Below are 13,597 nucleotides of genomic sequence, written 5' to 3' on the forward strand. Positions count from 1 at the left end.
GAGGGGCTCAGAGCGCCGGGTCCTCCGCCGCGTCGTCCGGGGCGATCGCCGCGCGCTGCTCCGTGGCACCCGAGCCGCTCCGCGGCCGCGCCTCGGCGAGGGAGGCGCCGGTGATCAGGCGCCGGACGTAGCGGGCGTGACCCCGGTTGATCGGTGCCGGATCCTCGAGGACCTCGTGGAGACGGCGGAGCGAGGCACGGGTCGCGAGGCTCGACATGCCGAACAGGCTAGGTGCGCCTGACCGAGGGCGGTAGAGGCGATCCGCGACAGACCCCCCGCCTAGGCTCGAGAGCATGACTCGACTCGATGGTGCCGTCGTCCTCGTCCTCGGAGCCTCCGGAGGCCTCGGCCGCCTGATCGCGGACGAGCTCGAGTCGAGAGGCGCGGCCGTCATCCGCTCGGGGCGTGACGCCGCAGCGCTGGGGGCGGAGCCGCTCGTCGCCGACCTGCGCGGCGAGGAGGCGCCTCAGCGGCTGATCGACGAGGTCGTGCGGCGGCACGGCCGTCTCGACGGCGTCGTCGCCGCCTCCGGGGTCGTCGCCTTCGGGCCGTCCGCCGAGCTCGATCCGGCCGTGCTGGAGGAGCTGGTCGAGGTCAACGCGCTCGCCCCGATCCGCCTGTTGACGCTCGCCTTCCGCCTCCTCCAGCAGTCGGCGAGCGAGGGGCGCGAGCCCTTCGCGGTCACGATCAGCGGAGTCGTCGCCGAGGCTCCGACCGCCGGTCTCGCCGCGTACTCCGCCTCCAAGGCGGCGCTGCACTCGTTCGTCAGGGCCTCCCAGCGCGAGTACAAGCGCGCGGGCGTCCTCCTGCTCGACGCGCGGCCCGGTCACACCGAGACGGAGCTGTCGACGCACCCGCTCGCCGGCTCGGCCCCGAAGTTCGGCGCCGGACACAGCCCGGAGTCGGTCGCCGTCAGGATCGTGGACGCGATCGAGAGCGGCGAGACGGACCTGCCGCCCGCCGCGTTCTGACGCTCAGGCCGTCGCGAAGCGCTTGGCCGAGCGCTCGCGCGCCTTCGCCGCCTCGACCTCGCGGTCCTTCGGCGGGGCGACCGCCACGAGGTCCTCGAGGAGGTGACCCGTGACGTGGGCGATCTCGGCGACGGCGCGGTCGAACGCCTCCTGGTTCGCCTTCGAGGGCTTGGTCGTCCCGCTGATCTTGCGGACGTACTGGAGGGCGGCGGCGTGCACCTCCTCGTCGCTCGCGGAGGGCTCGAAGTTGTGGAGGGTGTGGATGTTCCGGCACATGCGACGAGGGTACGTCCGGGCGCCGACATCCGCGAGGGACACCCGCCGTTCACCGTGCCGTCGCACGAGGGCTCTAGCGTCGCCCCGTGCCTGCCTCCACCGACCCCGCTCAGCCCTCGACGACCGAGACCACCGAGCTCCCCGCGACCACCGAGCTGGTCCCGACTCCCGAGCTGCTCCGCACGCTGACGCCCGAGGACGCCCGCGATCTCGTCGTCCTCGACGAGGACGACGACGACCCGGTCCTGGTGCGGCGGGACGGCACGCAGATCGACACCTGGCGCGAGGGCTACCCCTACGACGAGCGGATGTCGCGCGAGGAGTACGAGGCGGGCAAGCGCCTCCTGCAGATCGAGCTGCTCAAGCTGCAGAACTGGATCAAGAAGAACGGCCGTCGCCTCGTGGTCGTGTTCGAGGGGCGCGACGCCGCGGGCAAGGGCGGCACGATCAAGCGCTTCACCGAGCACCTCAATCCCCGCGGAGCCCGCGTGGTCGCGCTGGAGAAGCCGACCGAGCGCGAGAGCGGCCAGTGGTACTTCCAGCGCTACGTCTCGCACCTGCCTGCCGCGGGCGAGATGGTGCTGTTCGACCGCTCCTGGTACAACCGCGCCGGTGTCGAACGCGTGATGGGCTTCTGCACCCCGGAGCAGTACGACGAGTTCATCCGGCAGGCCCCGCTTTTCGAGAGCATGCTCACGGGCGATGGGATCGACCTGGTCAAGCTCTGGTTCTCGGTCTCGGCGGAGGAGCAGCGCACCCGCTTCACGATCCGGATGATCGACCCCGTGCGCCAGTGGAAGCTCTCGCCGATGGACCTCGCCTCGCTCGACAAGTGGGACGACTACACCGCGGCGAAGGAGGCGATGATGGCCGCCACCGACACCTCCGACGCGCCGTGGACCATCGTCAAGAGCAACGACAAGAAGCGCGCCAGACTCGAGGCGATGCGCTACGTGCTGAGCCTGTACGACTACGACGGCCGCGACGACGAGGTCGTCTCGCTGCTCGGACCGGATCCGCTCATCGTGGGCTCGGCGGCCGATGTCTACGAGCGCGGCGAGCAGGCCGCTCCTGCTCGCTCGAGCTGAGGGCGGGCCGGGGGTCTGAGGGCATGGGGGACGCAGGATGAGAGCAGTCGACGACGATCTGCCGGGGGTGCATCTGCGCTGGCTGGCGCTGGATGAGCAGAGCCTGGACGCCGGGCTGCTGCTCCCGTTGCTGACACCGCTGGAGCGCGAGAGGTACGAGTCGACGCCCGCGGCGGGCACGGCCGAGCGTTTCGTGTTCGGGCGCGTGCTGCTGCGGATGCTGGCCGCCGAGCTGACCGGCGGGCACCCCTCCGAGATCGACGTGGTCGCGTGCTGCCCCCGCTGCGGCGGTCCGCACGGGCGCCCGCGCCTGGAGGGGAGCGACGCGTCGCTGCCGCGCCTCTCCGTGAGCATCGCGCACTGCGCCGGTGCTGTCGTGGTGGCCGTGAGCAGCGCCGGCACGGTCGGGGTCGACATCGAACCGGTCGAGGGAGCCGCCGATCGGGGAGCCAGGATCACGCAGATCGCGGGAGCGCCGTTCTCGATGGGCGCGATGCGGCCGCCGGACCCGATCCTGCACTGGACGCGGGTGGAGGCGGCGCTGAAGGCCGATGGGCGCGGGCTCGAGGTCGATCCGCGCCGGGTGCGCATCCACGAGTCGCGGCTGACGGCCGAGGCGAGGATCGACGAGGCGCGCTTCCGGCTCGCGGAGCCGCGCCTGGATCCGGCGTTCCGGGTCAGCGTCGCACTGGGGCCGCTGGACGGCCGCAGCGCCGGGCCGATCATCGGCTGGCGCCGCGAGGACGGCGAGGCGCTCGCCGACTCGCTCCTGTCAGCGACTCGGTAGCGGAGGCAGCGCCTCGCCCACCAGCCACGCGTCGAGCAGCGAGTCGACGCCGTCCGTCGACTCCGAGCACAGCAGACGGAAGTCGTCCTCGGTGACCGCCGTGTGCGCGTGCCGCGTCGTCCACGCGCGCAGAAGATCGAAGAAGGCGGTGTCGCCCACGTGCAGTCGCAGCGCGTGGAGGGTCAGCGCGCCGCGCTTGTAGACGCGGTCGTCGAAGAGCGCGACCGGGCCCGGGTCGCCCAGCACGAGGTCCTTCGGCTGGAAGCGGAGGAGGGCGTGGTGCCGCCGGGCGAGCGTGTCGGCGGAGGCGCCGCCCGACTCCTCCGACCACAGCCACTCCGCATAGCAGGCGAAGCCCTCGTTGAGCCAGATGTGCCGCCAGCGCGCGATGCCGACGCTGTTGCCGAACCACTGGTGCGCGAGCTCGTGCGCGATCAGCCGCTCCGAGCCGCCGCGGCCGTCGGCGTGGTTCGCCCCGAAGACGGCCATGCCCTGCGCCTCGAGGGGGATCTCGAGCACGTCCGCCGTGACGACCACGGTGTAGCCCGCGAACGGGTAGGGGCCGAAGACCCGCTCGAAGAAGGTGATCATCGCGCGGAGCGGGGCGAAGTCGCGGGCGACCCGGGCGGCGAGTGCCGCGGGGCGCGCGAGGGTTACGGCGACGCCTCCCAGCAGGCGGTCCTCGAGCACGTAGCGGCCGATCTGCACGGCGGCGAGGTAGGTGGCCGTCGGCTCGCGCTGCTCGTAGAGCCAGGTCCGCCGGCCCGAGCGCTCGCTGGTCTCGAGGAGCACACCGTTCGCCAGGGCGGAGTAGCCCTCCTCGGCCGTGATGCGGATCCGGTAGGGCGCCTTCTGGGCCACGTCGTCGTTGCAGGGGAACCAGGTGGAGGCGCCCGACGGCTGCGACGCGACGAGCACGCCGTCGGCGAGCTCCTCCCAGCCGAGCTCGCCCCAGTGGCTCGAACGGGGCCCGGGATGCCCGCCGTACTCGATCTCGAGGACGAACGACTCGCCCGCCTCGAGCGGCTCCGCCGGTGTGATCCGCAGCTTGTGCGCGGTCTGCTCGGTGCGCGCCTTGCGGCCGGCGACCCTGGCCCGGGTCACCCTCAGCCGGCTCAGGTCGAGGGAGAAGCGGCGCAGCGGCTGCAGGGCGACGACGCGCAGCACGGCGCGGGCGGCCAGCCGGTTCGTCGCGACGCGGTAGTCGAGGTCGAGGTCGTACGACTCGACGCGGTAGCCCGTGTTCCCGATGCCCGGGAGGTAGGGGTCACCGGCGGTCTCGAGGGCGGTCGGCGCCGGGCTCACGCGACGGGTGCGTGGTAGTCGCCGACACGGACCTCGCGCCACGGGCCGATGGGGTTGCCGCTCCAGCGGCTGCCGGCGGGCACGAGCTCGCCGCGCATCACCAGGGAGGCCGGCCCGACCGTGCCGTGCTCGGCGATGCGCGCCGCGGGCAGGATCACGCTGTGCGGGCCGAGGGTCGCACCGGGGTCGAGACTCACGAGATCCATGCTCATGATTCGATCATGGAACAAGTGCGTCTGCACGACGCAGCCCCGGTTGACCGCCGCTCCGTCGCCGAGTTCGACGAGATCCGCCTCGGGCAGCCAGTAGCTCTCGCACCAGACACCCCGGCCGATGCGCGCGCCGAGGCTGCGCAGCCACCAGACGAGAGCAGGGGTGCCCGCGGCGGCGTGGGCGAACCACGGCGCCGCGACCATCTCGGTGAAGGTGTCGGCGAGCTCGCTGCGCCACACGAACGACGACCAGAGCGGATGCTCGCTCGGCTGCACGCGCTGGATGAGGACCCACTTCGCCGCGGTCGACACCGCCGCCGCGACGGCGCCCGCCACGAGGAGGACGACTCCGCCGGCGAGGACGGTGACGAGGGCGCCGACGACCGGGACCAGCGCGAGAAGGCTCACGACGACTCCGAAGCCGATCGCGACCGAGACGACGACGGGGACGAAGCGCAGCAGCTCCCAGACGATGCGGGCGAACCGGAGGCTCGCCGCGGGTCGGAAGGTGCGCGCCGACTCCGCCTCGACGACCGTCCGCCGCAGCCGCACGGGCGGTGAGCCGAGCCACGACGAACCGGCCTTCGACTTGCGCGGTGCCGAGGAGAGGACCGCGACGAGCCCGCCCGCCGGGACGGTGTGCCCGGGCGCCGCCATCCCGGAGTTGCCGAGGAACGCGCGCTCGCCGATCTCGGCGCGCGCGAGCCGCATCCAGCCGCCGCCGAGGGCGTAGGAGGCGACCAGCGTGTCGTCGGCCAGGAACGCACCGTCGCGGATGGTCGTCATCGCGGGGAGCAGGAGCACCGTCGAGGCCTCGACGTCTCGGCCGACCTTCGCGCCGAGCAGTCGCAGCCAGACCGGGGTGAACAGCCCGGAGTAGAGCGGGAAGAGGAGCGTGCGCGCCTGATCGAGCAGGCGCTCGGTCGACCAGACCTGCCAGCCGATGCGTCCGCGGACGGGGTAGGTGCCCCGGTCGACCCCGCGGCCGAGGAGGCGGACGAAGGCGACCACGAGTGCGGCCAGGACGAGACCGGTGACGGCGACCGCGGGGACGAGCGCGACGAGCGCGCGGGGGAGCGCCTCCGCCAGATCGCTCGAGCCCTGCGTCGCGATCGCGACGACGCCGGTCCCGGCGCCGAAGGCGAGGACGGGGACGGCTGCCAGGCCGACCGCCGAGAGCCCGTAGGCCCAGACCCACGCGGTGCGGCGCGGCGGCCGCTCGGCGGGGAAGCCCGCGTTCGCCTTGCCGAGGCGCTGCGCGGGGGAGCCGCCCCAGCGCTGACCGGCCGGGACCCGCCCGAAGACGGCGGAGCCGGGCTCGATCTGCGCGTTCTTCCCGATCCGAGCGCCGGGGAGCAGCGTGCTGCGCGCGCCGACCGTGCTGCCGGCGCCGACCCGGACCGCGCCGATGCGCACGGTGTCGCCGTCGATCCAGTAGCCCGAGAGGTCGACCTCGGGCTCGATCGCGGCACCGCGGCCGAGCGTCAGCATCCCCGTCAGCGGCGGCAGCGAGTGCAGGTCGACGTCGTCGGCGATGCGGGCGCCGAGCGCGCGCGCGTAGTAGGCGACCCAGGGGGCTCCGGCGAGGCTCACCGCTCCGAGCTGGTGCGCGATCTGCTCCGCCAGCCAGAGCCGGAGGTGCACCCCGCCGCCGCGGGGATGGTCGCCGGCGCGGACCCCGCGCAGCAGCAGCCGTGCGGCGAGGACGGTGAGGCCCATCCGACCGAAGGGCGTGCAGAAGAGCACGAACGCCGGGACGAGCGCCCAGAGCCACACGGTCGGCAGCCAGTCGAAGCCGGGGAGGAGGTCGAGGATCGCGGTGACGGTGAGGATCGCCGTCAGCCAGCGCGCGCTGCCGAGGACGAGCAGCGGTGCGCCGAGCAGGGTCTGCAGCACCTGCATCCGTCTCGGCACCGGCGCGATGCGGTGCTCGGACACCTCGCCGACCCCGGTCGCCCGGCCTGCGATCTCGGCCGACATCGCGGCGAGGCGGGGGTGGGCGTAGACGTCGGCGACGGTGAACTCGGGATCGCGCTCGCGGATGCGCGCCACCAGCTGGGCGGCCGCCAGCGATCCGCCGCCGAGATCGAAGAAGTTGGCCGCCTCCGAGACGGGCACACCGAGGACCTCGCGCCAGTGCGCCGCCAGCCAGGCGGTCTCCGGATCGAGTGTGTGGTCCTCGCCGCCGTCGTCCTCGAGCGGCCAGGGGAGTGCGGCGCGGTCGACCTTGCCCGAGGTGCGAGTCGGCAGCTCGGCGACGACGGCGAGGAGGGGCACCAGGGCCGCGGGGAGCTCCGCGCGGAGCCGTGCGAGGGCCGCGTCGCGATCGAACCCGCGACCCTCCGGCACAGCGAGGTAGCCGACGAGCACCTGGTTGCCGGCGGTCGTGGTGCGGACGGCGGCCGCCGCTCCGGAGACGCCGGGCAGCGCCTGCAGCGCCGCCTCGACCTCGCCGAGCTCGATGCGCCGACCGCCCAGCTTGACCTGGTCGTCGGCGCGGCCCTGGAACACCAGGCCGGCGTTCTCGAAGCGCACGAGATCGCCCGAGCGGTAGGCGCGGTCCCAGCCGAGGAGCGGAGCGGGCGCGTACTTCTCGGCGTCCTTCGCCGGGTCGAGGTAGCGGGCGAGTCCGACTCCGCCGATGATCAGCTCGCCGACCTCGCCCTCGCCGACGCGCTCTCCCGCGGAGTCCACGACGGCGAGACGCCAGCCGTCGAGGGGGAGCCCGATCCGGACCGGTCCGGGGCCGCCGAGCGGCGCGGCGCAGGCGACGACGGTCGCCTCCGTGGGCCCGTAGGTGTTCCAGACCTCCCGGCCGTCGACCGCGAGGCGCTCGCCCAGCTCGGGCGGGCACGCCTCGCCGCCGAAGATGAGCAGGCGCACGTTCTCGAGCGACTCCGCGGGCCAGAGCGCCGCGAGAGTCGGCACGGTCGAGACGACGGTGATGCCGTGGGTCGTCAGCCACGGCCCGAGGTCCATGCCGCTGCGCACGAGAGAGCGCGGCGCCGGCACGAGGCAGGCTCCGTGGCGCCAGGCCAGCCACATCTCCTCGCAGGAGGCGTCGAACGCGACTGAGAGGCCGGCCAGCACGCGGTCGCCCGGTCCGAGCGGTTCGTGCTGCAGGAAGAGGCGCGCCTCGGCGTCGACGAAGGCGGCCGCCGAGCGGTGACTGACGGCGACGCCCTTCGGGGTGCCGGTCGAGCCCGAGGTGAAGATGATCCAGGCGTCGTCCTCGAGCGAGGGCGGCTGCAGGAGCGGGATCGACGCGGTGCTGGGGTGCGGCGCGCTCCCGACGAACAGTCGGGTCGAGGCGCCGTCGGACTCGCCGTCGCGGCGCTCGAACCGGCCGGACCCGGTGATCACCCCGCGCACCCGCGCCTCCGTGAAGACGAGCTGCGCGCGCTCCTCCGGGTCGTCCGCGTCGACGGGAACGTAGGCGGCACCCGCGGCCAGGACGGCGAGGATCGCGATGTAGAGCTCGCGCGAGCCGCTGGCCATCCGCACGCCGACGCGGTCGCCGCGCCGCACTCCGGCGGCCGTGAGCTCGCCGGCCGTGGCGACGACGCGGGCGAGCAGCTCCCGGTAGCTCAGTGCTCCGGCGGGATCCTCGAGGGCGGAGGCGTCGGGGTGCCGTTCCGCGCTCCCGCGGAGCACGTCGACGAGGGTCCTCGGCGACGGCGCGAGCTCTCCGGCGTCGAGGAGGTCCTGGTTCCCGATGCTCGTCTCGCCCACGTGTCGTCTCCGTTCCGGCCGCGCGATCGAACGCGCGGCAGCCGGGGCGTCACGGTAGGGCGGCCCGGTGACGCGGAGGTGAACGACCGGAGCCCCGCCGGCGAGGACGGTGCCGCGCGGGCGGCGTGCCGCCTCCGCGCTCGCCGCAGCCTAGTGGCCGATGGGGAGCGGGGCGTCCGACTCGGCCGGGCGTCGCACGAAGAAGGCCGCGACGATCGCCGCCGTCGCGATGGACGCACCCCAGACGAAGGCGGAGTGGATGCCGCCGGCCGAGGCCGCGACCTGGTCGACGCCGTCGCGGGTGAGAGCCGCCGACTGGATCGAGAGGACCGTGACGAACAGGGCGGTACCGGCCGCGCCTCCGAGCTGCTGGACCGTGCCGATGATCGCGCTGCCGTGGGAGTAGAACCGGGGCCGGACGGAGCCGAGACCCGCGGTGAACAGCGGGGTGAAGACGAAGGCCAGACCGAGGCTCAGCACCACGTGCAGGGCGAGGATGAACCACGAGGTCGAGTTCTCGTCGAGCGCCGTGAACCCCCAGAGGGCGGTGGCGACGACGACGGAGCCCGGGACCAGCAGCACCTTCGGACCGAACCGGTCGTAGGCGCGGCCGACGAACGGCGCGAGCAGCCCCATCAGCAGGCCGCCGGGGAGCAGCAGCAGACCGGTCTCGAGGGGCGTCAGCCCGAGCACGTTCTGCGTGTAGAGCGGCAGCAGGATGAGCGTGCCGAACAGCGCCGACATGCTGATCGCCATCATCACGATCACGATGGTGAAGTTGGCCGAGGTGAAGGTGCGCAGGTCGAGCAGGGCCCGATCGTTCTTCTGCAGGGAGAGCTGACGCAGGATGAATCCCGCGAGGCCGACCCCAGCGACGACGAAGGGGACCCACGGAGCCACGATCGCCTCGCCGCCCTCGCTGAGGCTGCTGAGGCCGTAGACCAGGCCGCCGAAGCCGAAGACCGAGAGGACGATCGAGAGGGCGTCGATGGGGATGGAGCGCGGCTCCGTCACGTTCTCGACCTTGCGGAGCCCGAGCAGCAGCGCTCCGATCGCGATGGGCAGCACGATCCAGAACATCCAGCGCCAGCTGAGGAAGTTGAGGATGACGCCCGAGATCGTGGGACCGACGGCGGGGGCGACGGAGATGACGATCGAGATGTTGCCCATCATCCGGCCGCGGATCGCCGGCGGGACGAGGGTCATCACGGTCGTCATGAGCAGGGGCATCATGATCGCCGTGCCACCCGCCTGGACGACGCGTGCGGCCAGGAGGACGGCGAACGTGGGCGCGAGGGCCGCGGTCAGCGTCCCGATGCTGAAGAGGGTCATCGCCGCGGCGAAGAGGGTGCGGGTGTTCAGCCGCTGGATCAGGTAGCCCGTGATCGGGATGACGACCGCCATGGTCAGCATGAACGCGGTCGAGAGCCACTGGCCCACGTGCGCCTCCACGCCGAAGTCGGCCATGAGGTCGGGCAGGGCCACGCTCATGATCGTCTCGTTGAGGATCACGACGAAGGCGGACACGAGCAGCAGGCTGATCACGAGCCTGCTCTTGGGGTCGAGGACCGCCGAGCGGTCGGGCGCGGTCGTGCGCGTGTCGGTCAGGGTGCGCTCGGTCACAGGTTCGTCTCCGGTCGTGAGGGGGATCGTGTGAGGGGCGCATCGTCGGAGCAGACGCCGATGCGACGGATGGTACGAGTCTCAGAACACTGCCAGGCACCCCCGACATTCCCGATCGCCCGACATCCGTCGCCGAGCGGCGTGTCGCCGGAGCCTCAGCCCGCGAGCACCGCCGCGAACGCCGCAGCGGCCGCCTCGGCCTCCTCGGTCGTCGAGGACCCGGAGAAGCTGAACCGCACGGCCGTCTGCGCGATCGCGGGCTCGATCCCGAGCGCCAGGAGCACCGCCGACGGCTCGTCGCGACCGGCGGCGCAGGCCGAGCCGCTCGAGACGACGACGCCGCGCTCCTCCAGCGCCAGCAGGATCGACTCGCCGCCGCGGCCCGGGACGACGTAGGAGGCGACCGACGGGAGCCGGTGCGCGGGCGATCCGGTCGGCACGGCGCTCGGCGCCAGCTCGGCGACGCGCGCGGCGAAGGCGTCGCGCACGGCGGCGGTGCGCTCGACTCGCGTCGGGTCGGCGAGCCCCACCGCCGCCCCGAGCGCGACGGCGAAGGCGACGTTCTCGGTGCCCGAGCGCCGGGCGCGCTCCTGCCCGCCGCCGTGCACGAGCGGCTCGAACGGGAGACGGCTGCGCAGCATCAGCGCCCCGACCCCCTTCGGTGCGCCGAGCTTGTGCCCCGAGATCGAGACGGCGTCGGCGCCGAGCGACGGGAGGTCGAGCCACCCCGCGGCCTGCACCGCGTCGACGTGCAGGGGGATGCGCTGCTCACGGCACAGCGCGGCGATCGCAGGCACGTCCTGCACCGTCCCGATCTCGTTGCTCGCCGCCACGATCGAGGCGAGCGCCGTGTCCGGCCGGAGCAGCGCGGCGAAGGCGTCGAGGTCGAGCCGCCCGTCGGCGTCGACCGGCGCGACCGACACCTCGAAGCCGTGCAGGCGACGGAGGTGATCGGCCGACTCGACGGTCGCCTCGTGCTCGATCGCCGAGATCACGAGGTGGCGGCCGCGCGGCGCCCCCAGCGCGATGCCCTTGACCGCGGTGTTGATCGACTCCGTGCCGCCCGAGGTGAACAGGGTCTCGGAGGCGCGCCCTCCGAGGAACGCCGCGACGCGCGCCCGCGCCTGCTCGAGAGCACGAGCGGCCGCATCGCCGAGAGAATGGCGGCTCGACGGATTCCCGTACTCGCCGGTCAGGAACGGCCACATCGCCTCGAGCACCTCGCGGCGCACGGGAGAGGTCGCGGCGTGGTCGAGGTAAATCACGCCGCGTCGACGGCGATGTCGAGACCCAGATCGAGCGACCGCACGCTGTGGGTCAGCGCACCGACCGAGATCACGTCGACTCCCGCCTCCGCGATGGCCCGCACCGTCTCGAGGTTCACCCCGCCGCTCGCCTCGACGACCGCGCGGCCGCCGATCAGAGCGACGCCCTGGCGGAGCTCGTCAGGTGAGAAGTTGTCGAGCATGATCGTGTCGGCACCGCCCGCGAGCGCCGGCTCGATCTGATCGAGGCGGTCGACCTCGACCTCGATGTGCGTCGTGTGCGACACGGCGGCGCGCGCGGCGAGGAGCGCAGCGGTGAGGTCGACTCCGCGCTGGGCGAGGATCGCGAGGTGGTTGTCCTTCGCGAGGATCGCGTCCGAGAGGGAGAAGCGGTGGTTGTGGCCGCCTCCGCTGCGCACGGCGTGGCGCTCGAGCGCCCGGAGGCCCGGCGTGGTCTTGCGGGTGTCGACGATGCGCGCCCTCGTGCCCTCCACCGCGGCGACGTAGTGCGCCGTCAGCGTGGCGATCCCGCTCATCCGCTGCACCAGGTTGAGGGCCACGCGCTCGCCGCGGAGCACCCCGCCGGCCGGCCCGTCGATCGTGGCGAGGACGGCTCCGGCGTCGAAGACGGTCCCGTCCTCGACGAGGACGCTCGTGCGGATCCGCGAGTCGGCCTGGAGCATCGTGCCGACCAGCACGGCCCCTCCGCTGAAGACGCCGGGCTCGCGCGCGACGAGTGCGGCCGACGCGGTCGCCTCGGCGGGGATCAGCGTGTCCGAGGTGAGATCGCCCCAGGGCGCGTCCTCCTCGAGGGCGAGGGTGACGAGGCGGTCGATGCTCTGACGGGTCAGCACGGCACGGCGACCTTTCTGCTTCCGGCGACGCGGTAGGCGGTCGCCGAGGTCCGGGGGTGGTCTGTCCTGTGGTGCGCGCCGCGCGACTCGGCCCTGGCGAGCGCCGCCTCGATCAGGGCGAGCCCGCAGGTGCGGAGGTTCGCGTTCTCGAGGGTCTCGACGCTGAGGGCCGCCGGAGAGCCTCCGGCGAGCTCGGCTCGCGCCGTCTCGAGGCCGGCCTCGCTGCGCGAGACGCCGGCTCCTGCCCACATCGCGGCCTGCAGCGCCTGCCGGTCGAGGTCGAGCGGGACGACGGTGCGGGCAGGGGCGGGCGTGGGGGAGGGCTCCGTCGGCTCGCTCCCGAGCGCCTCGGCGGCCCGTCGGGCGAACACGACGGCCTCGAGCAGGCTGTTCGACGCGAGCCGGTTCGCCCCGTGCACGCCCGTGCAGGCGACCTCGCCGACGGCGAAGAGCCCGGGGAGGCTCGTGCGCCCGTCGAGATCGGTCGCGATCCCGCCCATCCAGTAGTGAGCGGCGGGCGTCACGGGGATGAGATCGTCGGCGAGCGAGAGGCCGCCGGCGCGGCACGCGGCCGAGATCGTCGGGAACCGGCGCGCCAGCACCTCCGCCGGGACGGCCCTCGCGTCGAGGTGCACGGGCAGACCGCCCTGGAGGCGCATCCTCTCGGCGATCGCGCGCGCCACGACGTCCCGCGGCGCGAGCTCCGCGTCCGGATGCACGGCCGTGAGGAAGCGCTCGCCGGCGGCGTCGCGCAGCAGGGCGCCCTCGCCGCGCACGGCCTCCGAGACGAGGAAGCCGCTCGGGAGCGCCGTGGGGTGGAACTGGTAGAACTCGAGGTCGGCCGTCACGGCTCCCGCGCGGATCGCCGCCGCGAGCCCGTCGCCCGTCGCGACCGACGGGTTGGTGGTGTGGCTGAAGAGCCGGCCCGCACCCCCCGTCGCCAGGACCACCGCGTCGGCGTCGATCCGCTCGACGAGACCGTCGCGCAGCACATCGACGCCGGTGACAGCGTCGGCGGGGCGCACGAGGTCGACGAGCGCGGTCCGCTCGAGAGCGGTGACGGAGGCGGCGCGCACGGCGGTGACGAGCGCCGCCTCGATCGCGGCGCCGGTCGCGTCCCCTCCGGCGTGCAGGATGCGCGAGCGCGAGTGCGCCGCCTCGAGACCGCGGGCGAGGTCGCCTCCGTCGCGGTCGAAGCCGACACCCCACTCCTGCAGGGCCGCGACCGCCGCCGGGCCCTCTGAGCAGAGCACCTCGACGGCCGAGCGCGAGCAGAGCCCGGCGCCGGCGGCGAGGGTGTCCTCGACGTGCAGGGCGACGGAGTCGGCGGAGGAGGTGACCACCGCGATCCCGCCCTGGGCCCAGCGCGTGTTCGACTCCGCGATCTCGGCCTTGGTCACGAGGACGACCTCGTTCCGGCGCGAGGCCAGCAGAGCGGTGACGAGTCCGGCGATCCCGCTGCCGACGACGACGACGCGCGGCAC

Annotated in this window: 11 protein-coding genes; 3 read left to right on the forward strand and 8 right to left on the reverse strand. The window is 73.6% G+C overall.

Features of this window, described 5'->3' with window-relative positions; translation table 11 throughout:
* Positions 1-7: 7 nt before the first annotated feature.
* Positions 8-217: a hypothetical protein gene (locus B9Y99_RS04770; RefSeq protein ID WP_085475405.1), complete on the reverse strand. Its 210-nt coding sequence runs from the start codon at positions 215-217 to the stop codon at positions 8-10.
* A gap of 76 nt (positions 218-293) precedes the next feature.
* Between B9Y99_RS04770 and B9Y99_RS04775 the strand changes: the two genes are divergently transcribed.
* Positions 294-971 carry an SDR family NAD(P)-dependent oxidoreductase gene (locus tag B9Y99_RS04775; RefSeq protein WP_085475406.1) on the forward strand — a complete coding sequence of 226 codons (678 nt, stop codon included), beginning with the start codon at positions 294-296 and terminating at the stop codon, positions 969-971.
* A 3-nt stretch (positions 972-974) separates the two neighbouring features.
* Here the strand turns inward: B9Y99_RS04775 and B9Y99_RS04780 are convergent, their stop codons facing one another.
* Positions 975-1,247 (reverse strand): DUF2277 domain-containing protein, encoded by a 273-nt coding sequence (locus B9Y99_RS04780; protein WP_085475407.1) that lies wholly within the window; start codon positions 1,245-1,247, stop codon positions 975-977.
* A 173-nt stretch (positions 1,248-1,420) separates the two neighbouring features.
* Between B9Y99_RS04780 and ppk2 the strand changes: the two genes are divergently transcribed.
* On the forward strand, positions 1,421-2,335 hold the full coding sequence (ppk2, locus tag B9Y99_RS04785; RefSeq protein WP_425298478.1) for a polyphosphate kinase 2: 915 nt from the start codon (positions 1,421-1,423) through the stop codon (positions 2,333-2,335).
* A 37-nt stretch (positions 2,336-2,372) separates the two neighbouring features.
* Complete coding sequence (locus B9Y99_RS04790; RefSeq protein WP_129587894.1) at positions 2,373-3,122, forward strand: 4'-phosphopantetheinyl transferase family protein; 750 nt, start codon at positions 2,373-2,375, stop codon at positions 3,120-3,122.
* Here B9Y99_RS04790 and B9Y99_RS04795 read toward each other — a convergent pair.
* The 6 genes from B9Y99_RS04795 to nadB form a co-directional block, all read right to left on the reverse strand.
* Positions 3,108-4,427, reverse strand: coding sequence for a M1 family metallopeptidase (locus B9Y99_RS04795; RefSeq protein ID WP_085475409.1), 1,320 nt, complete (start codon positions 4,425-4,427; stop codon positions 3,108-3,110). The two genes, B9Y99_RS04790 and B9Y99_RS04795, sit on opposite strands and share 15 nt — an antisense overlap.
* Positions 4,424-8,371, reverse strand: a complete 3,948-nt coding sequence (locus tag B9Y99_RS04800; protein WP_342097145.1) for a Pls/PosA family non-ribosomal peptide synthetase — start codon at positions 8,369-8,371, stop codon at positions 4,424-4,426. Before B9Y99_RS04800 ends, B9Y99_RS04795 begins: the two co-directional genes overlap by 4 nt.
* 150 nt (positions 8,372-8,521) lie before the next feature.
* Positions 8,522-9,994 carry a DHA2 family efflux MFS transporter permease subunit gene (locus B9Y99_RS04805; protein WP_085475410.1) on the reverse strand — a complete coding sequence of 491 codons (1,473 nt, stop codon included), beginning with the start codon at positions 9,992-9,994 and terminating at the stop codon, positions 8,522-8,524.
* A gap of 155 nt (positions 9,995-10,149) precedes the next feature.
* The gene (locus B9Y99_RS04810) at positions 10,150-11,259 is read right to left on the reverse strand and encodes a cysteine desulfurase family protein (RefSeq protein WP_085475411.1); all 1,110 of its coding nucleotides are present in this window, start codon (positions 11,257-11,259) and stop codon (positions 10,150-10,152) included.
* Positions 11,256-12,113: a carboxylating nicotinate-nucleotide diphosphorylase gene (nadC, locus tag B9Y99_RS04815; protein WP_085475412.1), complete on the reverse strand. Its 858-nt coding sequence runs from the start codon at positions 12,111-12,113 to the stop codon at positions 11,256-11,258. Before nadC ends, B9Y99_RS04810 begins: the two co-directional genes overlap by 4 nt.
* Positions 12,107-13,597 (reverse strand): L-aspartate oxidase, encoded by a 1,491-nt coding sequence (gene nadB / locus B9Y99_RS04820; protein ID WP_085475413.1) that lies wholly within the window; start codon positions 13,595-13,597, stop codon positions 12,107-12,109. The genes nadC and nadB overlap by 7 nt, the downstream gene beginning before the upstream one ends.

This window comes from Rathayibacter oskolensis (genome assembly GCF_900177245.1).
GTDB classification, from domain to species: Bacteria; Actinomycetota; Actinomycetes; order Actinomycetales; family Microbacteriaceae; genus Rathayibacter; species Rathayibacter oskolensis.